General features: G+C 52.2%; 20 protein-coding genes and 1 tRNA gene. 9 read left to right on the top strand and 12 right to left on the bottom strand.

Annotated elements, in window-relative coordinates:
- The first annotated feature begins 37 nt into the window (after positions 1 to 37).
- The 5 genes from glyQ (at position 38) to KBZ22_RS06815 (ending at position 4,724) form a co-directional block, all read left to right on the top strand.
- Positions 38 to 928: a glycine--tRNA ligase subunit alpha gene (gene glyQ, locus KBZ22_RS06835; protein WP_106502163.1), complete on the top strand. Its 891-nt coding sequence runs from the start codon at positions 38 to 40 to the stop codon at positions 926 to 928.
- A complete protein-coding gene (locus KBZ22_RS06830) occupies positions 925 to 1,119 on the top strand; it encodes a hypothetical protein (RefSeq protein ID WP_241518163.1) in 195 nt (64 codons plus the stop codon). Before glyQ ends, KBZ22_RS06830 begins: the two co-directional genes overlap by 4 nt.
- Before the next feature lie 123 nt (positions 1,120 to 1,242).
- Positions 1,243 to 3,186 carry a ComEC/Rec2 family competence protein gene (locus KBZ22_RS06825; protein ID WP_241518164.1) on the top strand — a complete coding sequence of 648 codons (1,944 nt, stop codon included), beginning with the start codon at positions 1,243 to 1,245 and terminating at the stop codon, positions 3,184 to 3,186.
- Positions 3,187 to 3,221: 35 nt separating this feature from the next.
- Positions 3,222 to 3,306: transfer RNA gene (locus tag KBZ22_RS06820), tRNA-Ser, on the top strand.
- A gap of 185 nt (positions 3,307 to 3,491) precedes the next feature.
- On the top strand, positions 3,492 to 4,724 hold the full coding sequence (locus KBZ22_RS06815; protein ID WP_106502164.1) for a site-specific integrase: 1,233 nt from the start codon (positions 3,492 to 3,494) through the stop codon (positions 4,722 to 4,724).
- A gap of 11 nt (positions 4,725 to 4,735) precedes the next feature.
- Here the strand turns inward: KBZ22_RS06815 and KBZ22_RS06810 are convergent, their stop codons facing one another.
- Positions 4,736 to 4,933, bottom strand: a complete 198-nt coding sequence (locus tag KBZ22_RS06810) for an AlpA family transcriptional regulator (RefSeq protein ID WP_206603469.1) — start codon at positions 4,931 to 4,933, stop codon at positions 4,736 to 4,738.
- Between the two features lie 326 nt (positions 4,934 to 5,259).
- On the opposite strand from KBZ22_RS06810, the gene KBZ22_RS06805 reads away from it, so the two are divergent.
- On the top strand, positions 5,260 to 6,957 hold the full coding sequence (locus KBZ22_RS06805) for a primase-helicase family protein (RefSeq protein ID WP_106502166.1): 1,698 nt from the start codon (positions 5,260 to 5,262) through the stop codon (positions 6,955 to 6,957).
- 112 nt (positions 6,958 to 7,069) lie between these two features.
- Here the strand turns inward: KBZ22_RS06805 and KBZ22_RS06800 are convergent, their stop codons facing one another.
- Positions 7,070 to 7,417 (bottom strand): hypothetical protein, encoded by a 348-nt coding sequence (locus KBZ22_RS06800; protein ID WP_127431981.1) that lies wholly within the window; start codon positions 7,415 to 7,417, stop codon positions 7,070 to 7,072.
- A 2,282-nt stretch (positions 7,418 to 9,699) separates the two neighbouring features.
- Between KBZ22_RS06800 and KBZ22_RS06795 the strand changes: the two genes are divergently transcribed.
- Positions 9,700 to 9,903 (top strand): hypothetical protein, encoded by a 204-nt coding sequence (locus KBZ22_RS06795; RefSeq protein ID WP_127431982.1) that lies wholly within the window; start codon positions 9,700 to 9,702, stop codon positions 9,901 to 9,903.
- Between the two features lie 15 nt (positions 9,904 to 9,918).
- On the opposite strand, the gene KBZ22_RS06790 is transcribed toward KBZ22_RS06795, so the two are convergent.
- Positions 9,919 to 10,146, bottom strand: a complete 228-nt coding sequence (locus KBZ22_RS06790; RefSeq protein WP_127431983.1) for a hypothetical protein — start codon at positions 10,144 to 10,146, stop codon at positions 9,919 to 9,921.
- Positions 10,147 to 11,044: 898 nt separating this feature from the next.
- Between KBZ22_RS06790 and KBZ22_RS06785 the strand changes: the two genes are divergently transcribed.
- On the top strand, positions 11,045 to 11,272 hold the full coding sequence (locus tag KBZ22_RS06785; RefSeq protein ID WP_254969487.1) for a Nif11-like leader peptide family natural product precursor: 228 nt from the start codon (positions 11,045 to 11,047) through the stop codon (positions 11,270 to 11,272).
- A gap of 15 nt (positions 11,273 to 11,287) precedes the next feature.
- Here the strand turns inward: KBZ22_RS06785 and KBZ22_RS06780 are convergent, their stop codons facing one another.
- From KBZ22_RS06780 to KBZ22_RS06770, 3 genes are all read right to left on the bottom strand, one after another.
- A complete protein-coding gene (locus KBZ22_RS06780) occupies positions 11,288 to 11,671 on the bottom strand; it encodes a hypothetical protein (RefSeq protein ID WP_254969486.1) in 384 nt (127 codons plus the stop codon).
- Positions 11,671 to 11,913 carry a hypothetical protein gene (locus KBZ22_RS06775; RefSeq protein ID WP_255021484.1) on the bottom strand — a complete coding sequence of 81 codons (243 nt, stop codon included), beginning with the start codon at positions 11,911 to 11,913 and terminating at the stop codon, positions 11,671 to 11,673. The genes KBZ22_RS06780 and KBZ22_RS06775 overlap by 1 nt, the downstream gene beginning before the upstream one ends.
- 153 nt (positions 11,914 to 12,066) lie before the next feature.
- Entirely contained in the window at positions 12,067 to 12,414 is a 348-nt protein-coding gene (locus tag KBZ22_RS06770) for a hypothetical protein (protein ID WP_254969484.1), read from the bottom strand.
- Positions 12,415 to 12,801: 387 nt separating this feature from the next.
- Here KBZ22_RS06770 and KBZ22_RS06765 point away from each other — a divergent pair, with 387 nt between their 5' ends.
- Complete coding sequence (locus KBZ22_RS06765; RefSeq protein WP_106501385.1) at positions 12,802 to 13,053, top strand: helix-turn-helix domain-containing protein; 252 nt, start codon at positions 12,802 to 12,804, stop codon at positions 13,051 to 13,053.
- 9 nt (positions 13,054 to 13,062) lie between these two features.
- Here KBZ22_RS06765 and KBZ22_RS06760 read toward each other — a convergent pair whose 3' ends face one another.
- The 6 genes from KBZ22_RS06760 to KBZ22_RS06735 all read right to left on the bottom strand — a co-directional run bounded on the left by KBZ22_RS06760 (position 13,063) and on the right by KBZ22_RS06735 (position 19,084).
- Complete coding sequence (locus KBZ22_RS06760; protein ID WP_106501386.1) at positions 13,063 to 14,133, bottom strand: type I restriction endonuclease; 1,071 nt, start codon at positions 14,131 to 14,133, stop codon at positions 13,063 to 13,065.
- Positions 14,134 to 14,372: 239 nt separating this feature from the next.
- Positions 14,373 to 14,891, bottom strand: coding sequence for a hypothetical protein (locus tag KBZ22_RS06755; protein WP_127431945.1), 519 nt, complete (start codon positions 14,889 to 14,891; stop codon positions 14,373 to 14,375).
- A gap of 179 nt (positions 14,892 to 15,070) precedes the next feature.
- Positions 15,071 to 15,508 (bottom strand): hypothetical protein, encoded by a 438-nt coding sequence (locus KBZ22_RS06750; protein ID WP_127431946.1) that lies wholly within the window; start codon positions 15,506 to 15,508, stop codon positions 15,071 to 15,073.
- Between the two features lie 42 nt (positions 15,509 to 15,550).
- A complete protein-coding gene (locus KBZ22_RS06745) occupies positions 15,551 to 16,240 on the bottom strand; it encodes a hypothetical protein (protein ID WP_127431947.1) in 690 nt (229 codons plus the stop codon).
- A 1,128-nt stretch (positions 16,241 to 17,368) separates the two neighbouring features.
- Positions 17,369 to 17,602: a hypothetical protein gene (locus KBZ22_RS06740; RefSeq protein ID WP_206603447.1), complete on the bottom strand. Its 234-nt coding sequence runs from the start codon at positions 17,600 to 17,602 to the stop codon at positions 17,369 to 17,371.
- 1,080 nt (positions 17,603 to 18,682) lie between these two features.
- Positions 18,683 to 19,084, bottom strand: a complete 402-nt coding sequence (locus KBZ22_RS06735) for a hypothetical protein (protein ID WP_106501388.1) — start codon at positions 19,082 to 19,084, stop codon at positions 18,683 to 18,685.
- Positions 19,085 to 19,458 lie beyond the last annotated feature (374 nt).

Here is a 19,458-nt window from a genome sequence, read left to right as displayed (position 1 = left end):
CGGTACCGACAATGGGACCACGATCCAGCACAGCAGCGTGAACTTCCAGGACATCATCAGCACCCTGAACCGCTTCTGGGCCGACCAGGGCTGTCTGATCCTGCAGCCCTACGACACCGAGAAGGGCGCCGGCACGATGAGCCCCCACACGGTGCTGCGGGCGATCGGGCCCGAGCCCTGGGCCGTGGCCTACCCCGAGCCCTGTCGCCGCCCCACCGATGGCCGCTACGGCGACAACCCCAACCGGGCCCAGCACTATTTCCAATATCAGGTGCTGATCAAGCCCAGCCCCGATGGCATCCAGGAGACCTATCTGGCCTCGCTGGAAGCGCTGGGCATCCGCGCCCGGGAGCACGACATTCGCTTCGTTGAAGACAACTGGGAATCGCCGACGCTGGGCGCCTGGGGTGTGGGCTGGGAGGTTTGGCTCGATGGCATGGAGGTCACCCAGTTCACCTATTTCCAGCAGTGCGGCGGCCTCGATTGCCGGCCGGTGTCGATTGAAATCACCTATGGGCTGGAGCGCCTGGCCATGTATCTCCAGGATGTGGAGAGCATCTGGGATCTGAGCTGGGATGGCAATCGCTCCTATGGCGACATCTGGCTGCCATTTGAGAAGGGCCACTGCGCCTACAACTTCGAAGCCTCCAACCCCGAGCGGCTTCAGCAGCTGTTTGCCATCTATGAGGCGGAGGCGGCAGATCTGGTGGCCAAGCAGCTACCCGCTCCAGCCCTGGATTTCGTGCTCAAGTGCAGCCACACCTTCAACCTGCTGGAGGCCCGCGGCGTGATCTCGGTCACGGAGCGCACCGCCACGATCGGCCGCATCCGCACCCTGGCCCGTCAGGTGGCGGAGGCCTGGCTGGCCGAAAGGGAAGCCCTCGGTTTTCCGCTGCTCCCTGAGGCCAAACGCCCCGTGGCGGCGTGAAGAGGCTGCTGCAGCGCAGCTTGCTGGTGGTGGTGCTGGCCGGCGGCAGCTTCCAGTTGGGGCGCTTAAGTGAGCGGGCCGTGTGGCCCTGTCGCCTACGCCCGGTGGCCAAGTTGGTGGCACCGTTGCTGGGCCAGGAGATTCCGAGCCGGGAGCTCTGCGAGCTGTTGCTGCAGATTCCTCGCCTCTAACCCAGCCCGCGTGGGAACCCTGCCTGGGTTCATGTGGAGTGGCCAGTGGCCTGTTGTGGGGGTGGGGCGGACACTGCCGGCGCAGCCAGGCTGCGCCTTAAGCCGCTTTTGTGGGGCCTGCTTTTGGCCCTGCTGCTGCTGCGGGTGGGCTGGCTGGCGTTCACGCCGCCCCAGCCGGCGGCCGGCGATCCAGTGCTTCAACTCGAGGCAGCCGGTGGCCCACTGGAGCTGACGCTGCGGGGTGTTCTGCTCAGTGATCCGGTGCCTAGCGGTGGTCCGGTGCCCAGCGGTGGCGGTGGTGCCTGCCGGGCCCTGCTGCAGCTGCCTGTGGGTCGCACCGAACTCCGCTTTGGTCAGTGCCCGGAGCTGCAGCAGGGTTGGCGCCTGCAGGTGCAGGGCCGCCTGCGGCGCCCCCAGGTCTCGCCCCATCCCCTGCTGGCCGCACCGGCAGAGCGCCTGGTGCGCCAGGGGAGCTTCAGCCAGCTGCAGGTGCAGGATTTTGAAGTGTTGCAGCGTGCGGCAACGCCGGTGGCAGACCTGCGCCGCCGCATGGCCCAGGCGCTGGTGCAGCATGCCGGCCCAAACAACGGCAGCGTGCTGGCTGCCCTGGTGCTCGGTAGCGCCGTGGTGCCCGTGCCGGCGGAGCTGCGCGAGGCCTTTCGGGCAGCGGGGCTATCCCATGCCCTGGCGGCTTCCGGCTTCCATTTGTCTGTGCTGCTGGGCGTGGTGCTGCCCCTGGGCAAGCGCTTGCCGCGGCTGGGGCGGCTCACTTTGGCGGCGGCGGCGATGGGCCTATTTGTGCTGTTGGCAGGCCCCCAGCCCTCCGTGCTCAGGGCAGTGCTGATGGGGGCCCTGGCGCTGGGGGTGGTGGAGAGCGGATATCGCGGCAGGCCCTTGGGCATCCTGGCCGCCAGCGCCTTGGTGTTGCTGCTGGCGCGGCCCGACTGGCTGCTCGATGTGGGCTTCCAGCTCAGCGTTGTGGCGACTGCTGCGCTGGTGGTGTCGGCCCGGCCGCTGGAGCTGGGCCTGCGCCGCTGGCTGCCGGGTTGGTTGGCAGTAGCCACGGCGGTGCCGCTGGCGGCCTCGCTCTACACCCTGCCGCTGCAGCTGCTGCACTTCGGCGTGGTGCCCCTCTACGCGGTGCCCGCCAATTTGGTGGTGGCACCCCTGCTCACACCCCTCACCCTCGGGGCGATGGCCCTGGCATGCCTGGCGGTGCTGCTGCCGCCGCTGCTACCGCTGGCCACCGCGCCCGTGGCCTGGCTTACCAATGTGTTGGTGGCGGTGGTCAAGGTGTTCGCAGCGCTGCCCATGGCCCAGTGGCAATTGGGGCGCCCCGCCCCGGGACTGGTGCTGCTCTTCACTGTGGCCCTGCTGGCGCTGGCCTGGCCTGCCCTGGCCCGGCGCTGGCGCCTGCTGGGTGGTGCCCTGCTTGCGCTGGTGGTGGCGGTGCAGTTCAGCTTGCTAAGCGGCGACCAGTTGTTGCTGGTGCACCAGGGGCGGCTGGATCTGCTGGTGGCGCGGCACCAGGGCCGGGCGGTGCTGGTGAGCAGTTCTGGTGATGGCTTCAGTTGCAGCCAGGCCAGCCAGCTGGCCCGGGGCCTGGGGGTGCAGCGCTACGACTGGGCCCTACTGCTAGATCCGCTGGCGCCCGAGCAGCCGCACTGCTGGCAGGGGCAGGCGGGCCTGGTGATGGCCAGTGCCGATGGCAGTTTGCCGTTTCAGCCTGGTCAAAGGCTGGCCAGCCCTGGGCTGAGCGCCGCACCGGTGGCGATCGAGAGCCGGGCCATTCAGCTGCAGCTGGGCCGTTGGCGCTGGCTGCTGTTGCCCGACCGCCAGGCGCTCTGGGCCTGGCGGCAGCTGGCCGCCGCTGGCTCAGAGCCAAGCGTGCTGCGCGGCCGAATTGATGGCGTCTGGCTGGGTTTTGCGCCCTCCGCCCGCGAGCGCCACCACCTCAAGGAACTTGGCGCCAAGCGGCTGTGGCTCAGTGGCGCCATCCCGGCGGGCTTGCCAGCGGCCTGGGCGGCCAGCGGTCCCAGTGGATACCTGCAGGCCGCCCTCGGCTGACCGATCCTTAAAGTGACGCAGGCCCAAGGGTCTTTGGAGAGGTGGCTGAGTGGTCGAAAGCGAACGACTCGAAATCGTTTGAAGGGAAACCTTCCGTGGGTTCGAATCCCACCCTCTCCGCTTCTCAAGAGTTTTCAAAGGGTCTGGTTCGTCCAGACCCTTTGCTGTATCTGGGGTTTTGTGGTGTAGGCGGTCCAGGTAGATCCGCCTAAAACCAGGGTGGTCGAAAAGGTTCGTTGGGGGAAATGTTGGGGTATGCTCCCTTGCGTGTTGGGGTATGATTTGAGTGTTGGGGTATTTCTCAAATGCCTTTCACAGACAGTGATCTCAGGGCACTTCAACCCCAGGCGAAGAAATATAGGGAATCCGCTGGTGATGCCCTTTTTGTCGAGGTCTACCCCAATGGTGGGCGCTACTTCGTATGGCGTCACCGCTTCCCTCCTGGGAAGGAAGGCAAGCAGCGGGACTACCAGATCGGTCCCTATGGCAAGGGTCCTGGGCAGTGGACACTCAAGGAGGCACGGGAAGAGCGGGCACGACTGGATGTGCTGCGTCGTCAGGGGGAAGACCCCAGGGCACTGAAGTCAGAGCAGCGCCAGACCATCCAGCGCACGGGCGCTGTGACCTTCCAGAAGGCGGCAGACGAGTGGTTGGCAAGCACCAGCAGCAAACTCGCCGCCACCACCCTCAAGGACTACAAGAACAAGTTGGAGAACCAGATCCTGCCTGTCTTTGGCAAGCGGTCGATCAAGGCAATTACCCGAAGCAAGTGCCTGGACTTCAAGCGCACCATCGAAGCAAGGGGTGCCCTCAACCAGTCCGACAAGGTATTTGGGGTGCTCAGGCAGGTGTTCTCCTATGCCATTGATCACGAATGGATTCCTGACCCCAACCCCGCCAGAAGTTCAAGACACGCTCATTCGGGGCATGTCACCAAGAGTCATCCGTCGTTGGAGTGGAACGATGTGCCTGGGTTCCTGGCGGATCTCTCCAGCAATAAGGGCAATGGAGATTTGATTGCCCTCGCCAGCGTCAAGGTCTTGCTGTTGACTTTTATGCGGGTCGGTGCCGTGATGCCAGGGGAGTGGTCAGAGGTTGATTGGGTCCAGAAAATCTGGACTATTCCCGCCAGGAGGATGAAGGGTCGGGATTCGACAAGGCAGGATCACTTGATTCCAATGGCACAACCGCTGATCGATGTTCTTGAGTTCCTCAAACCGATCACGGGGCATTCGCCCTACATCTTTCAGAGTTCCAGGGGCAAGGGTACTGAGCACATCGCCTTGGAGACACCAAATCATCTGATCAAGCGGATGGGGTATCAGGGCAAATTCGTTGCTCACGGGGTCAGGCATATGGCGCTGACCTACGGGCAGGACATTTTGAAGACGCCCTTTCATGTCATTGACCTGCAGATGGGGCACAAACCACCTGGCAAGGTCCGTCAGGCATATGACAAAGCGCAGTTCCTTGATGAACGGATTGTCTTTATGAACCGCTGGGGTGACTTGCTTCTTGAAAACGGATTGGAGACATAAAAAGAGGGGTGTTACCCCCTCGCCGCTGAGACCTGCTCAGAAATCCAGTTTTGAATATCTGCTTCCACCCAGACCACAAGGCGTGGTCCAAGCGGAATCTGTTTCGGAAAGGTCCCATCTGAGATGCGGGCGTAGATGGAGGACTTAGAAAGTCCTGTCGTTGCTTTAACCTCAGGGAGGCGGAGAAGTTTGTTCTGAAGGTTTTTCATGATCATTAAATATTGATAGGTTTATTATAGACCAAGATGGGTAATTTGTAAAGCAGCAAGATGGTCTGATTGCTATGTTGCGTTTGCTCCAGTACCTCAAATGCACTTCACGGAAGAAGAAGCAACTGCCAAAAAGGCATGGGCACAGATTCGCCCAGACGATTTGTTTCTTGTGCAGCAGTTTAATCCAGAAGGATCAAAAACGGTAACTGGCATACGACTGTCACCTTGTCACCTGCAGATTCGCAGTATCCGATGCCAGCATCTTGACTATAAGGATCAAAGATACTAAGATTGCCTCATGAAAGCACGAATTTCAAATAATCATGAGCACTTTATGGACTTCTGAAGTTTTAACCGATATTGCTCTACGCATCAGCACGGATGGGGCAATCAGATTCTGGGATGAGGATGAGCAGGGCAACCCTCAGGAACTTAGCAATGCCAACATTATCCGCTATCTCAATGACTTCCTGCCCGCTGTAGGGATTTACAATCTGCCTGAAGAGGGAATTAAAGGCATCCCTGAATTGGCAATGGTTTTCGTCTTTGAAAATCGTGTTGAGAAGATCAATCCAAGGCAGTTTGAGTCACTTGTTCGCAAAGTTCTGGATGAAGCAGGATATGCCAAGGTCAATCAGTTAATGCACTTCAAGAAGTCAAAGTTTTACGGCAAAGATGTTCTCCTATCAGTTCAGCGGATTGAAGGCAGGACATTGCTCCGCGACAATAATTCCTCTTCCTTTGGATTCTTTTTGAATGGTTATGTAGAAATAGCAAGTGACAAGGTGACAGAAATCATGTCGTACTCGTCGCTTCCTGGGAACTCGTATGTCTGGAATGATCTGATTTCCCATAGAAAATATTTAACGCCTGCCCTTGAGATCAGAAGTGGAGACCGCCATTTCCGTGATTTCGTCGCCAATCTGTCACGCGATGCCGAGGGTGCTCTGAGCGATCAGGCATTTGAACGGTTGCAGATCGTCATTGGATATCTCTGCCATCGTTTTCATCAGGAGAGTCAGCGGAAATGTGTTGTTCTGATGGATCGCCTTGAGGATGACAACCATATCGGCAAGAGCAACGGAGGGACAGGTAAGAGTTTGCTGATCCGATGCCTCTCTGAGGTGCTCAATGTGATCTCGCTGAACGGGAAGGCATTCAAGAGAAGCACCGAAGATCGCTTTGCTCTTGCAGGTGTCACAGAGGCACATGAGTTGGTCAATTTTGATGATGCCTCTGAACGGTTCAGTTTTGAAAGCATCTTTCCTCATATCACAGGTGATTTTTATGTTCGCCGAATGCGGGAGAACCCAATTGCGATTCCAGGAGATCGTGCTCCCAAGATCGTCATCACGACTAATCATCCGATGGAGGGATCAGACATCTCCCATCGCAGGCGGCAGATCCTGGTGGAGGTCTCGTCCTTCTACCGTCAACTGCTTGAGAGCGAAGGCAAAACTCCTGCTGATGTTCATGGTGGGATGGAACTCTGCGGTTCTGAATGGAGCGAGCACGACTGGAACGAGTTCTACCAGTTCATCTTTGAGTGCATCCAGATTTACCTGAAGAAGGGTCTCCCGAAGCACAACGAGCAGTCTGAGACCTACAAACGGGTACAACTCATTCGCCGTTGTGGCAGTGCTGAAATGCTTGACGCCCTGGTGGAGATCCTTGAGCAGGTGTCTGCCAGTGGCGAGGAGTGGTTCTCTGAGCAGTTCTATGCTGTCACCCGTTCATCAGTCCCTCAGTGCAGTCAGACCGATGCGACTCTGCTGGGTCTACTCAAGGATGTAGCGGAGGAAAATGGGTATCTCTTCAACCCCCATAAGAACGGTCTGATCGACAAGCAGCGGTTGAGTGGTGAACGATGGAATCGCTGGGTTGCATTAGGACTTGATCAGAGCACCAAGAAAAGCGGTGGGTCATATCAAAAGGATGATCGTGTCACCGTTTTTAGAATCAGCAAAGATGGTGGTGCAGTGGAGAAGAATGCACTGGAACTTCTGATGGAGCAATCCTGATTGAATGAGGTTCTGGCAGGAAATTATTTCCGCCAAATTTTTTATGCTCGTCCGTAACACTTTATAGTGTTATGGTACCAACCGTTTTTTAACTGTCAAACACGAATAAACTTCAGAGGTCGTCCAACAACTCTGCTACGACCTCAATCCATTCCTTAAACCGCATCGGGCGACTTGAGTAATAATGACGACGAAAGGATAGTGCGAACTGCTGGACATCCCCGCTGCCTTCAAAGATTGGTTTACCATTTCTGGAGGGCACAGCACCTTTGGATTTGAGGCGTTCTTTTGCATCCTGCTTCTGTTTAAGTCTCCTTGCCAAGAATGCATTGTGCTGTTGGACTTCAGGAGTATCATCTTCACCTGGTTCGTCCCACTGAACTTTACGACCTGATCCAGTGGTGCGGTATTGGGAACTGCGGTAAATCTCCAGAATCCGCTGGAGTGCTTCTGGTTTCATTTATTAACCTCATAGGGGTCTTTTGAACTGGAGTCACTTATTGTTTGGTTCGGCAAGACAGGGTTCTGGTTCTGGTGCTCAAGTAATAGGTTCTTGTAGAAGTCTTTAACTTTTAGTTCTATTAGGTTCCGTTGCTGGGAATCCATTTCTTCCATCAAGAACTGATAGGTCTCTGGCAGGTAGTGCTCCAGTGAATCCAGTTGCTGTTTGATGAAGTTAATTCTTGCCTCTATGTGATCCATTTGTGACCGCATTGTCTTATCCTAATGAGACTTGATTATGCTTGTGATACCAAGCATGGTGGATTAAAAGATATGATAAAGTACCAGTCCTGGATCGCTTGAGTACCCGTGAGAGTTCATCAAATTCCTCAAGGGTGTCCAGATGCTGTTCGCCAAAATAGAAGTTAATGGTTTTAAAGGGGGTATTGGTATTTCGGGTGCTCATAGGATGAATTGCTGGTTTGCTTCTATTTAGTCGTGATAAGGTCTGATCGTTCGTAGTCCAAGACCAGATCAGCATCCTGATGATACTTATAGGTGTAGTAGTCCTTAAGGTTATAGTTGCCGTGATGACTCCTATTCCAGGGTTTAATGACAACCGCTGGATCTATTTTGCGGTGTAGATGCTTGAGGCATTGGAACCCTGGTGCCACTGTGGTATCGATGATCCAATGAATATCCAAGGCGGTTAAGTTGGTTTCTGGATGGTCGATAAGATGCAGATGAGAGTGGTAGATCAGGCGACCTTTAGGGTCTTGTGCTCGCTCATGGAACCAAATTAATCTGCAGCGATCTTCTGGTCGTGGAAGTTTCTTCAGGGAGCAGGAGTAAATACTGCTTAAGAAGATGTTCCTGAAGTGTCTAGAGTGATGTGATGCATGTTCAAAGGTATAAGGTGCTGGCGTCCATTGGATTGTAATGAACCAATCGGGTTGTTTAATGTCCCACTGGGATTGGATGTAGGTCTCAAGTTCCTTCCGGTATTGATTATCCTGAAGAGGTTGTTGTGCATTCCCTCCCTTCGGTCGGGAATCTGCTATCGCAGGTCGCTTATGATTGATCCTTGTTGTAGTTGATGTCATGTTTATGTTCCTGTCTTCTGGTTGATCTCAGCATTGCTGGAGGTCCTGTAGCGGTCTCTGGGATTGTATTGAGTCTTGGAGGTCTTTGAGTTTTGATGAAACTTGGCGATTTCTTTGCACTCCTTATTCCTCAGAGCATTAGACCCGCCTCTACCAGTCTTATGAAATATCAGGTACTGGATTCTCCCTCTGTCGAATTAAGCGAGTCTGATAAGTTTGTCTCTACAGATTATATAGACAAGTTTATCGCTTACTGCCCTTGATGATACAGTGCTCGCTTAACGGCAGGCAGGATGAATCAGCGTCTTATATTTAAAAGAACTATTGAGTACCCGTTATTGCCGGATTGAACCTGTCCAGATTCTATTGAATACTCTATAGAATGCTCTTCGAGCATTGCCTTCGGCATTCTATTGCATTTGATTCCTTAGGGTCTTGGAGTATCTTGGAGACCTTTAAGTGCTCAGTCCTTATCTTTATCCGGAACAAACCTATTCTACTGCCAAAATGCCATCTTGTCAAGTCCTGTGTTGACAGTAGTGATAAAATGCTGTATAATGAATTTATGAAACTTGAAAATCAAATAATAAATTGCTTGCTCGGGGTGAGTCCTGCGTAGCATGATTTGTTATGAAGCAGTGATGAACTTCAGCAATCTGATTAGTGCCCTCAATCCTGCGCTGGGAGAGGCATATAGGCGTGAGAGATACCATTCTGGCACTACTGGCAAGAGACGCAACTGCAAGGCACCAGAGCGCCTTGTAGGAATCTCTACGGGGTCTTATGGATCAATCAAGTCCAGAAGTGCCCCTGATTGATGCACAAGTCTGTGATGTTTGCCTGTGGATCGTGCCCGTTGTTGGGTAGGCATAGAGTTTATGTGCATAGAAAGCAGTTGCATCCATGGGTTCTTACCGCCAGCAGCATTAAGACCCTCCGGACTCAAGTGCTTATCTAGGAGAATCAGTAAGACCAGTTGCGGCGCCTTGAACCTCAACGCATTCCGGAATAGGGGTTGACAAGATAGTTTGCTCATCCTATAATGCTTGCATAGGACTAGTGCGATCGTCAGCAATCAAGCAAAAGGCAATTCGTGATCTTGTTCGGCGACATACCGCTAGAAATTGTATGACCTTGACCAAGTAAATGTTAACATTATCCCCTAATTATTGTGAAAATTACAAAAGAAACAGTTCAGATGACCGTATACGAAGCATTTCAGTTGCTTTATGAGAAAGACAACTATACTTGGCGTCAGGTCTGTGACTCCTTGATCGATATTGCCCAGCAGGAATTCTGGGCGTATCACGGTATTGATCCCCAAGCGACTGAAGAGGAGGATATGATTTACATCGAGAATGGTATTGACTATTCGAACGACTATTTTGAGTTTCTTGTCTAATCAAGAAAGTCCCCTTTAGGAGATGCAATCCAACAAGCGCCCATCGTCATCCACCGGGCGATGGCGCTTCTTTGTTGACTCAGCACGATGCTGAGCAACCCGATAGGCATCCGCCTGATTTTGCTTGCTCTGGTAGTGATGCCAGTTACCGTTTTGGTCTTGCCATTCAATGTTGATGGTCATCGGATCAACCCCACAACTCAAACCCAAGACCCGATACTGAGCAATGGAGAATGTCTCCATCAGCAATGAGGACAATCAGTTGACTTCCCAATTACCCTTTTCTTGCCTCCTTTGATCCTTTAAATCCTTGTATAGTGTCTTTATCTGCTGATAAGCATCTTCAGGCGATAGTTTTCCTGATAACTCCAGTCCTGCTATAAGACTTACCTTGTCCCCAAACCTTGCCAGTGTCCTTTCAAAAGTAGAAAGATCTTCGTACACCGTGCCTTCTCGCTGCTGGTTTAACCTTATCTTAACCGATGAGTCGTTCGTTTCGGGCGATGCCGCTTCTCAACGCACGAACCCAACTTATGAGCACCTCAAATAGTTTTTAGTTGAATCACCCCCACAACTCCAACCCCAACCCTGCCAATGCCGCTGCCCTTCTCAAGCAAGATGAAGCAGCAACCTCAGCAGCGGGTGCCTGGGACTTTGATTCCAATGGTTCCGATGCCACTGCCGAGTAGTGGAGCAGGTCACCATCAGCGGTGGGGATGGTCAAGCGTCCAGTGACCACAACGGCACCACCAACCTCCTGAACTGACTGAACCTCCCAGCACCAACCAGGGGCACGATGGTGAAGGTGGCGGGCAATGGTGTTCCAGGGGCAGTAGGTCAGGGTTGCTGTGCCCTGCTTTCGGGTCTTGAGGTGGCGAGGATCAATGGGTCGTGACAGATCCGCCAAGGTTTCGGCAGTGGGTCGGAGAGAGAACTTGATGGCAGTGGAGGCGGTTGCCTGGGTGCCGTTGCTTGATGTCTTGAGCATTGAGTTGACCCTCTGTGGAGTTCTGTGCATAGAGTATAGCATTAAACACTCTGTCTTAGTTGCCTTCTGCTGTGGTTTGCCGATGCCTTGGTAGCGTTCCTTGGTGCACGAGCGCCAAGTGTGGATTGCTCCGCCTCACCGCTACTGGATGCCTTGGATCACTTCCTCTATCGGATGGATGAGGAACCAGAGTTGGGGCGTGAGTTCTATGCCGCCAGCACCCCAGAAGAGATGGTTGCCTTAGCGGAGCACTGCGGGATTTTGATTGATGCTGATGACTTCCGTGCCCTTCTGAGAAGTGGCAGCACGGAGTTTTGGTTTGTTGGTGGTGAGGAGGGTGCCAATCCCATCGCCCATCTACAGCAGGTCTTTAGCGTTTGATGCAAGTCGGGAGTATCAGACCTCTTTGGTCAAGCAGAGATAGGTGCTCACCAGCGGTTGTGCCCTCCCTTCCCGTTGTGCCTGACCCTGAAGACCCTTAATGACATCCCGAACTTCTGGGTCGTATTCCCAACTGGTTCGTGACCGCTGCTTGAGAACCCAACCGCCAGGGGCACGAACACCAAAGCGAAGTTCAGCATCGCCGTAGGTGGAAAGCAGTTCAGCATCAATCACCTGCCGCTCCTGCTCCAGGGTCTTGATGGTGCTTGCGACCTCCACCCGCCGCTGAATCAGTTGGTCAGCATTGAGGTCTGCCAGATGGGGGAATGGGTCTGGTGCCTCTGGCGGCAGGGTCTTGAGAACCCGCTGAAGGTCAGACCGTGAGATCGGTGGTGTCATCAGTCATTTTTGATTGCACCCTCATTCACCAAGCGGTTGTAGTGACACTGAATGGCGTCCTCAACGATGGAAGCGAGGGTGATGGGTTGATAGGTGCGCTGGCGGTGATGCTGGATTTCAGAGACCAGTTTCATCGTGTCTTCACTGAGGCGAATGCCGAACTGCTTAGGAGCATCGGGATGGTCGTATGCCATTGCTGGTGGGGCGAGTGGTTTGATTCTGGCGGGGAAGACCACCAGCACCAGCAGAGATAAGGAAGCGCATCTGTGATCCTCTGTTGGGATTCTGGGAAAGGGTGTTGGAGGGGCAGAACTTCTTCGAGTTTCTTTTTGCCCCTCAACACTGAAATTATAGCGCTCTGCCTGGCAGACTTAGTGCTGGATACTCAAAAGACATCACATGGCAACCAGTTCAGGCACCTCCTGCGATGCTGCGATCTCCAGAGCAACAGCATCCAGCACCTGATCGGCAACTGAGCGGTGGGTAGTGGGGGTCAGGTCACCAAAGCGGGCAGTGAGTGCCTGGGAGAACAGATTCGTGAACTCAGTGCTGATCGTGGTGGAAAGCAGGTCAGCAGCAAATGCCCAGTGCTGAATCATTGAGGCAGCACTGAGGTTTCCGCCCGCAGCAGCATCAGCAGAATCCTGTTCCCACTGGCAGCAGCGGTCACGAAGAGCAGCAACCATCACGCCCTGGGCAGCATTGAGGGTCGCAAGGTCAATGTTGGAGAAATCGGTCGGCATGGGTCTGATCCTCTTTGGGATTCTGGAGTGGGTTGAGATGGCGGGTTTCTAATGAACCTCTTGCCTTCACCGCAGTAATCATAGCATATGGAACTGAGTATGATGCGTAGTGCGCTTTTGGATTGCGGAATGTTCCGTTGAGTTCTGCTGTGTGTATCGCTACGGCATCGTTTCCAATTTGCTTTAGAAATGGGGTCGTAAGCGGAGTCGGTATGGTCGCAACTGGTTTCCCATCACTTCTTGCCTTAGTCGCCCTGGTGGGGTTTGTCGTGGTTCAAGCAGTGCTTAGGTTTGGTGCCTAATACTCTGCTCTCTGTGTCAGGCACGGGAGCATAGGCAGAAAGTACTGCTTTGCCCTGTTAAGGCACTTGAGGTATTGTGCCTCTTATGGCAAAGCAAGTTCGTCTGACCCTCGCCAAGGCACTTGCCAAGGCAAATCTGCGTAGGGCAGAGGCGGGTGAGAAGGCAATCACGATGAATGGTCTGGCAGTGGCGGCAGGAGTAGCGGCAACGACCATCACCCGACTGGCACGGAACGATCAGAAGGCGGCATCAGCACTGTCATTGGATTTGGCATCCAAGATTGTGACGGTGCTGGATTGTGGGATTGAGGATCTGTTGGAGGTTGTTGAGGCGTAATCCCCTTCCTTACCCAAGTCTCTTTCTGAGAGATGCACGAATTCTGTCACTGCATGAATACAGGTCTGATGCCGAACCAAGTTCTACAAATTTGGGTTCTGTATCGTCAAATATCTCAACCTTTTTATTTGCGCCATTGAAGTAAAGGCGAACTACTGATTTCCAGGTGTTGCCGTCAACCAGAATATTAAAGTAAGTCTTAGTATCCTTCTCTAGAAGTCTTGAGGGGTCTATGTCTGAGGCGCAAATTGCTCTAACAATGTAGAGACCTTCGGTTTCTTCTGCCGTTGTTTCAACGCCGTTGCTGTTAACGCTTTGTTCGCTTGGAGATTCTATGGGGGCAGCATCCTCAGTTTGTTGCCCGACCTCAATCGCTGACTTTAGTCTGTCATTTACCCGATCATTAATGTAAGCAAGTAATGCCTCCTGCACGATTGGTTTAAATTGCTCCTGAATGCTTGATGTCACTCGCTTACCGCTGTGAACCCTGCCCGCCATTTCCTTGATAAACCATTCACTTGGATCCTGCAGTTCCTTTTTGATTTCCTCCTTTACCCCGCCTAGATATTTGAGTCTTTCTGCTGAATCAAGCAAACCTGCAAGGTCATACATTGACTTTGTAAGTTTCTTGATCTCCTTGACTGGCGCATTTGAGAGATCAAGAAGATCAATCTCTGCAAATGGAGTTGGATCCATCACATTTGTATTGTCCAAATCAGAGTAAAACTGATATATCCTGCCATTGGTGAGGATGCCTACCCTTGCCTCTGTTACATGGAAGTATCTGGCAAGTTGCCCTTTTTCAGTGTCTTTAAGGTTGGTTTTATATGGTTTTGCTTCAATGAGAATCTTGGGTTTTCCGTTTTCAAGTATGGCGTAATCTACCCGCTCTCCTTGCTTGATTTCTGGGAAGTCGGCGGAGTATTCGGGCATCACTTCTGACGGATTAAATATGTCATATCCCAGTGCCTGAATAAACGGCGTTATAAGCGCCATTTTGGTCGCCTCTTCGTTCTGGAGATTATCTGCACTTTCCTTTGCTCGCTTGGCAAGTGTTTGGAGATGGTCAATCAAATCCATGTCTTTTAGAAGCGGTGGTTACAGGATAGCGGTTAATGCCTGATTGTCTTACTCTTGCATCTATTGATATGTACTGCCGTCACCAGGAAGCACCTCCAAGAGCAGGTCACTCAGATCCAACTCTTCGTCTTCGTCTGCTTCGGGTGTGGTGAAGGTCGCTGAGGTCACGGGGACTGGTCGCTTGTGCCCATTCTCGCTGCAAGAGCAGCGTTTTGCCTGCTTTGCCATAAGTATATTTACTACTCGTCCCGATCATCCATATTTGTTGCCTCTTCAAATACACCCTCTCGATTCCAGTAGTTGTCAACATCTCCACCGATTTCTCCCGTTATCGACGATGAATTTTCATTTAGGGCATCCAGCGAAATAATAGGTTGTGGTTCGTAATTATTCATTACTGACCCTATGTCTCCTTGCTCGTGCGCCCAGATTTGATAACCTTCCCAGTCTTCGGTCTTTATCGCATTTTCCAAATATCGCAAATGCTCGGAATTGTCATATTCAGTTATTCTCTCTTGAAACGGCGCTACTAATGAACCATTTTTCCACTTGCAAAATTCTTTGTATCTTTGGTGAAAATGTGATGTTAATATTCCACTAGTCACTTCCTTTTCGTTTCTGGGGAAAAATCCACTTTGGCGAATACGCCTCCATTCGACTCTTGCTTGCTGTTTTGATAACACTTTCTGAGCAATGACATCATTCTTGTCGATGCAGATGTAGTGGCAAATTAATTGCTCGTCATCAACGGCGAACATGTGCCAACATAGGGATTTGGAGGTAAGAAGGAATAAATTTTTCATCTTGAGATGTACCGAATTGCGTAGAATACCGTTAACCTAAAATTTTGCATTCCTGTTGTTTGCTCCTTCTGTATGCTCTTACAGATATCGATTGTGATTGGAATTGCCTGCCTTGCCTCTCTTTAATCATGAAATCAACTTGATAAATTCCAGAACACACCATTCTCGTCGCAATGACTGTAAAGATTTTGATATTTGTCTACCAACCTCGCTTTAGAACTATATTCTTTCGCTATTTTCCTGGTTTGACTAATCGCTTCAGGATGACTAAAGAAGTCCTGCATGCCAGCGGATTCGACGCATTGCCACTCGCCGTTATCCGCCTCCACTTCAATAAACAGTTCCATGACATCCTGAATGCCTGTTGTATCACGGAATGAGTAATGCGAATTTAAATTTCCCGACTCCTCTCTGATCCGTTTAATTTGATCTTCTCTATACTGCCTTGCGTCATCTTCTCTTATCTGTTTCTCTCTTTTCATTCCATGCGCTCTTTTGGCGCCTGCCCAAACACCACCGACTACCGCTATTGCGGTAAGTACAATCTTGGCAACTGACTTTGCTTGAGACATTTGAATGTATAGATTTTTTTGATTTTACTTGAAATAGTCGAATCACCTTGGAACGATGATCACGCCCGTATTTTGTTGTAATTTTATATTGCCCAATCCTTGCTGAATGCTATTCCCTGCAGACTCCAATCCCTCTCTCTGAAGTTCACCCTGTACTGCTAGTCCTGTGCCAATCGCCCTTCCATGCTCAATAACTGCATTGCTTGCATTTGCTGATTCCTTCTCTCGGGTTCTGACTTCTGCCGCCGTGTTAGGAGATAGGCAAATTCCTTCGTGGAATATCTGACCTTGTTCGCATCTTGGATCGCCCCTGTCATGCATGATTCCAGTCGATAACTTGAGGTTTGTCATGAAGCGCAAGGCGACATCTTCTTTTGCGAATATTATTTTCCCAACACTTTCACTACCGTCGTTCTTTATGTAAACTATATCAAATGAGTACTTCCTCCCGATGCACCAAAACCCGTATGCGTTGCAAACGCCATTGTTCGCATTGTAGAAAAAAGTTTTGATTCTCCTGTAGAGCACCTCGTCTTTCTCGTTTATTAGTATCGACTGTGTGTCAAACTTGACTTTGCAGTCATTTCCTCTCTCTCCACACCACGCTTCAAATATCTTTGTTTCATTGTTTTTGTTGCCGACATCAGCAGTCCCAAAGTCCGCTTTTGCCTGTGTGGTCAGCGCCGTAAGAGTTATTGCTATTCCGATGCCAAGACCCCGCAGTAGTTTCATGCCTGCTTTCCTATACATGCCATGAGAGCAACATTACTGCCTGCTATGCCAGACGGCAATGCTTAGTCTATAGGTTTCGAGTTTTTGCTTGTTAGGTGCTCCATGCGCTAGGTGCTTTCTCTCCTGCCGCAAGGTGCAGCGTTCTACCAGTTATGCAGTGGGTGCATAGAACCACCAAGATTTACGATGGACGCTTGCCCGACCGTCATATATGGCGTCACCTGCTCCTCGCTGCATCAACTGCCAGAACTTCAGCGTTTGCAATGGAACTGCTGGTGTCTGCAGGGTCTGGCAAGTCCTGTTGCTTGCTCAGTTGGCGTCCATTAACCGTTGTGAGCATTGGACGGCACCTGCGGTCAGATAGGAGCGCAACCATTGCGCCTCTGCTTATTGGGATGCCAATGCTTAGGAGGATGCTTGTGGGATCTGCAGTTCTTGCCCTCGCAGGTTTTTCAGTGTGTTCGGGTTGACGTGTGTCGTCTGTTGCTTTCTGCCACCTCTTATTGATTATAGGGAAATTCTAAGGATCCGTATTGAGAACACTTTTCAGAATTGATTCCAATACTTTACCTCTCGTGTCCATTCCCCACTCCAAACGTAATTCTTCTAGCATTGCCAGTTCTTTCATGCTAAGTCGAATTGTGCAAGTAACTTGCCTGTGTTCTGCATCCTGTGTCATGTTAAATCCCGCTGAATGAGTTCTTGCGGGTATCGCATGTCGGGCAATGCGTGCGCTTCTCCGGATTCATTTGTTCCGGATGAATTAACCATTTTATTCGAGTGTGCGGCAATTGTAATTTAATTCCATTGCCTGTTGGATGATAGTCGAACGATTTGCTTTTACCATCCTCCTAGCAAGCAACCGGGAGGAGGCGTCTGTGCGTACTGGCACATCCCATCTGCGTTGCAGCATATGTATACGTATCCCTGCATTCGAGCGTTCATGTCCTGTGTCATCTGGCACCGGCAACCATATGCCTGGGATTGCGCGGGAAAGATGATTGCAAGGGAAGAAACAATAACAACCCCAAGTGTCGAAGCGATACGGTCTCCCATGGTTCAACTCTGCGGATATGCATGTCTAGTGTAAATCCTGCCCTGACCAACCAGTGCTTCTATCAACCGCTCTCATTTATTAGTATAGGTGTATTCGTCTGTCCGATGCCTGCTTCTTCCCAGGCGCTCCATCGCGCCGCCTGCTGATCCTTCTCCCAGATACCCTCCAGCATCTGCCGCAGGCGTTCGGTTCTGCAGGGCATGCCGCCGATTCATGCGGAAGATCCCCTTCAGACGCCAGCACTTGATGCTTGCAGCAAGGGCAAAGACCAACCAGGGCACCAGCATCCAGAGGGGGTTGCTCATCACGCTGCTGCCTGTGCCCTCTGGCAACGCTTGGTCTGCTTGTGCTGTCTGAATGTCCATTGGTTGCCCCTTACGACCATTCCGCAGTGCTCACAGGGCGTCGTAGGCACTTCTTTGATCCAGGTGGAAGGTCGCTCGCCCACCAGTTCTCTGCGTGACGGGTCAATGCCCCTTCCGCTCTGGTAGCGGGTGAGTGCTGGAGGGGTGGTTACGAATCCCGTTTCCAAGCAACGGAACAGCAGATACTGCCCCCGAAGGTTTTGGAGTTTGATGGGTTTGATGGTCGTGGGGATGCCTGGCACCGTTCAGGTATTTCACTAAAACTTACCCAGGTTAGGTTCTTTCGTCTGATCCTTTTTCAATTATTGTCCCCATATGGGGACTGGATAACCTCGCCTTAACTAGCGAATTCCGCTTACCTTGGATTTGGTCGCAATTGCAACGGTATGCGGATCACGCACTCGGATGGTGAGCATCTACTCGTTCTGAGTGACGCAGAAGCGGCGGCGCTTGTTGAGGCGTCTGCTCTGATTGTGCTTGCTTCTCAGTCCATTGCTGGCGCAGCACTACCTCCAAGGATGGCAACGGTGCTTGGGCAACTCTTTGATGGTCTCAATGTTCCTACTGCCGTCTCTGCACCTCAGCAGGACAACTGAGTTCACTGAACGCCAGGACTATGCGGGTTACATCAGTTGGAACCGATCACCTTTTGTGTCTCAGCGAGGATGAGGTTGGTCTGCTGGTGGATCTGTGCCACGCAGGTGCCTTCTCGGAGCACATCGCCTCTTCTGCTGAACGACGGGAGCGTGTGGATGCCTTTATGTGGCAGGTGCAGCAGTCGCTGTTGCCAGCAGTCCAGAAGCGTTACGGCAGAAAGGCGTTGAAGAGGTCTAGGACGGCGTAGGGGCAAGAGACCTACTTCTTGACGCCTTCCTGAGGTGTTGCACCTGGTTGCCCATTCATCTGTCCGCAGCAGCAGCACTGGGCATAAGCAGCAGTCCCCATCAGCAGGGTTCCAGTGGTCAGAGCAAGAAGCAGCAGGCGCTTCATTTGGGTCTTGTGCGAAGTCGTAAACGCACTCTATGGACGCTTTCTGCTGTTGGTGACTGCCTTGGCGATCAGGGACTCAATGGACTCCTTGACCTCACCACCCAAGCGTGAGTAGTATAGGTGTATCTGCCCGCCCTGTGCCTGCTGTTGAAGACCCTTGTTGGCATCCCTGACTTCGGAGTCGTATTCCCAACTGGTTCGTGACCGCTGCTTGAGAACCCAACCGCCAGGGGCACGAACACCAAAGCGGAGTTCGGCATCGCCAAAGGTGCTCAGTAGTACAGCGTCTATGGAGTGGCGCTCCTGCTCCAGGGTCTTGATGATGCATAATGCTGCATAGTGCATCACCAACGCAACCAGCGTCGCACCAAGTGAGGCATTCCTTTTGACCCCAATTTCAACAAGAAGATGCACGAATTGCGGAGAAGTCAAACTCCTAACCGCCGAGCATTTCCAGGCAATTCGTTTTTTTGTAAGGAAATTTTCATTTTATTGCAATTCCTGTGATCCAGAATCAAAAACAATAAAGAGACGCCCTAAGGGCACTTGAAGGTTGATTTGATTCAAGGCGCCAAGGCGGGTCTTTCAAGTGCTCTTTGGGGGAGGAGGCACCTCTGATCTACCCGACTCTCCAAGGTCTTATTCTTCAAGGGGAGCACCGCCTCAGAGGTTTTCGCAGTCGGTGCTAAGACGTGAGGTTCTATTGCGGATTATTCAGAAGTGGCGTAATTTAGGATATAATGAGTGTGTTAAAGGTTCTTGCTTAGAGTGTACAGAGTAGGCAATCGTCCCGCAAATCTCCATGC

It is taken from the genome of Cyanobium sp. L1E-Cus, assembly GCF_024345755.1.
GTDB classification, from domain to species: domain Bacteria; phylum Cyanobacteriota; class Cyanobacteriia; order PCC-6307; family Cyanobiaceae; genus Cyanobium_A; species Cyanobium_A usitatum.
This window is presented reverse-complemented; position numbering and strand designations above follow the sequence as displayed.

Bases quoted from the DNA above. Each gene is read 5' to 3' on its own strand.
- KBZ22_RS06815 (WP_106502164.1), top strand. From the start codon at position 3,492: ATGCCTTTCACAGACAGTGATCTCAGGGCACTTCAACCCCAGGCGAAG.
- KBZ22_RS06810 (WP_206603469.1), bottom strand. From the start codon at position 4,933: ATGAAAAACCTTCAGAACAAACTTCTCCGCCTCCCTGAGGTTAAAGCA.
- KBZ22_RS06805 (WP_106502166.1), top strand. From the start codon at position 5,260: ATGAGCACTTTATGGACTTCTGAAGTTTTAACCGATATTGCTCTACGC.
- KBZ22_RS06800 (WP_127431981.1), bottom strand. From the start codon at position 7,417: ATGAAACCAGAAGCACTCCAGCGGATTCTGGAGATTTACCGCAGTTCC.
- KBZ22_RS06795 (WP_127431982.1), top strand. From the start codon at position 9,700: ATGACCGTATACGAAGCATTTCAGTTGCTTTATGAGAAAGACAACTAT.
- KBZ22_RS06790 (WP_127431983.1), bottom strand. From the start codon at position 10,146: ATGGAGACATTCTCCATTGCTCAGTATCGGGTCTTGGGTTTGAGTTGT.
- KBZ22_RS06780 (WP_254969486.1), bottom strand. From the start codon at position 11,671: ATGACACCACCGATCTCACGGTCTGACCTTCAGCGGGTTCTCAAGACC.
- KBZ22_RS06770 (WP_254969484.1), bottom strand. From the start codon at position 12,414: ATGCCGACCGATTTCTCCAACATTGACCTTGCGACCCTCAATGCTGCC.
- KBZ22_RS06765 (WP_106501385.1), top strand. From the start codon at position 12,802: ATGGCAAAGCAAGTTCGTCTGACCCTCGCCAAGGCACTTGCCAAGGCA.
- KBZ22_RS06760 (WP_106501386.1), bottom strand. From the start codon at position 14,133: ATGGATTTGATTGACCATCTCCAAACACTTGCCAAGCGAGCAAAGGAA.
- KBZ22_RS06755 (WP_127431945.1), bottom strand. From the start codon at position 14,891: ATGTTCGCCGTTGATGACGAGCAATTAATTTGCCACTACATCTGCATC.
- KBZ22_RS06750 (WP_127431946.1), bottom strand. From the start codon at position 15,508: ATGTCTCAAGCAAAGTCAGTTGCCAAGATTGTACTTACCGCAATAGCG.
- KBZ22_RS06745 (WP_127431947.1), bottom strand. From the start codon at position 16,240: ATGAAACTACTGCGGGGTCTTGGCATCGGAATAGCAATAACTCTTACG.
- KBZ22_RS06740 (WP_206603447.1), bottom strand. From the start codon at position 17,602: ATGAGCAACCCCCTCTGGATGCTGGTGCCCTGGTTGGTCTTTGCCCTT.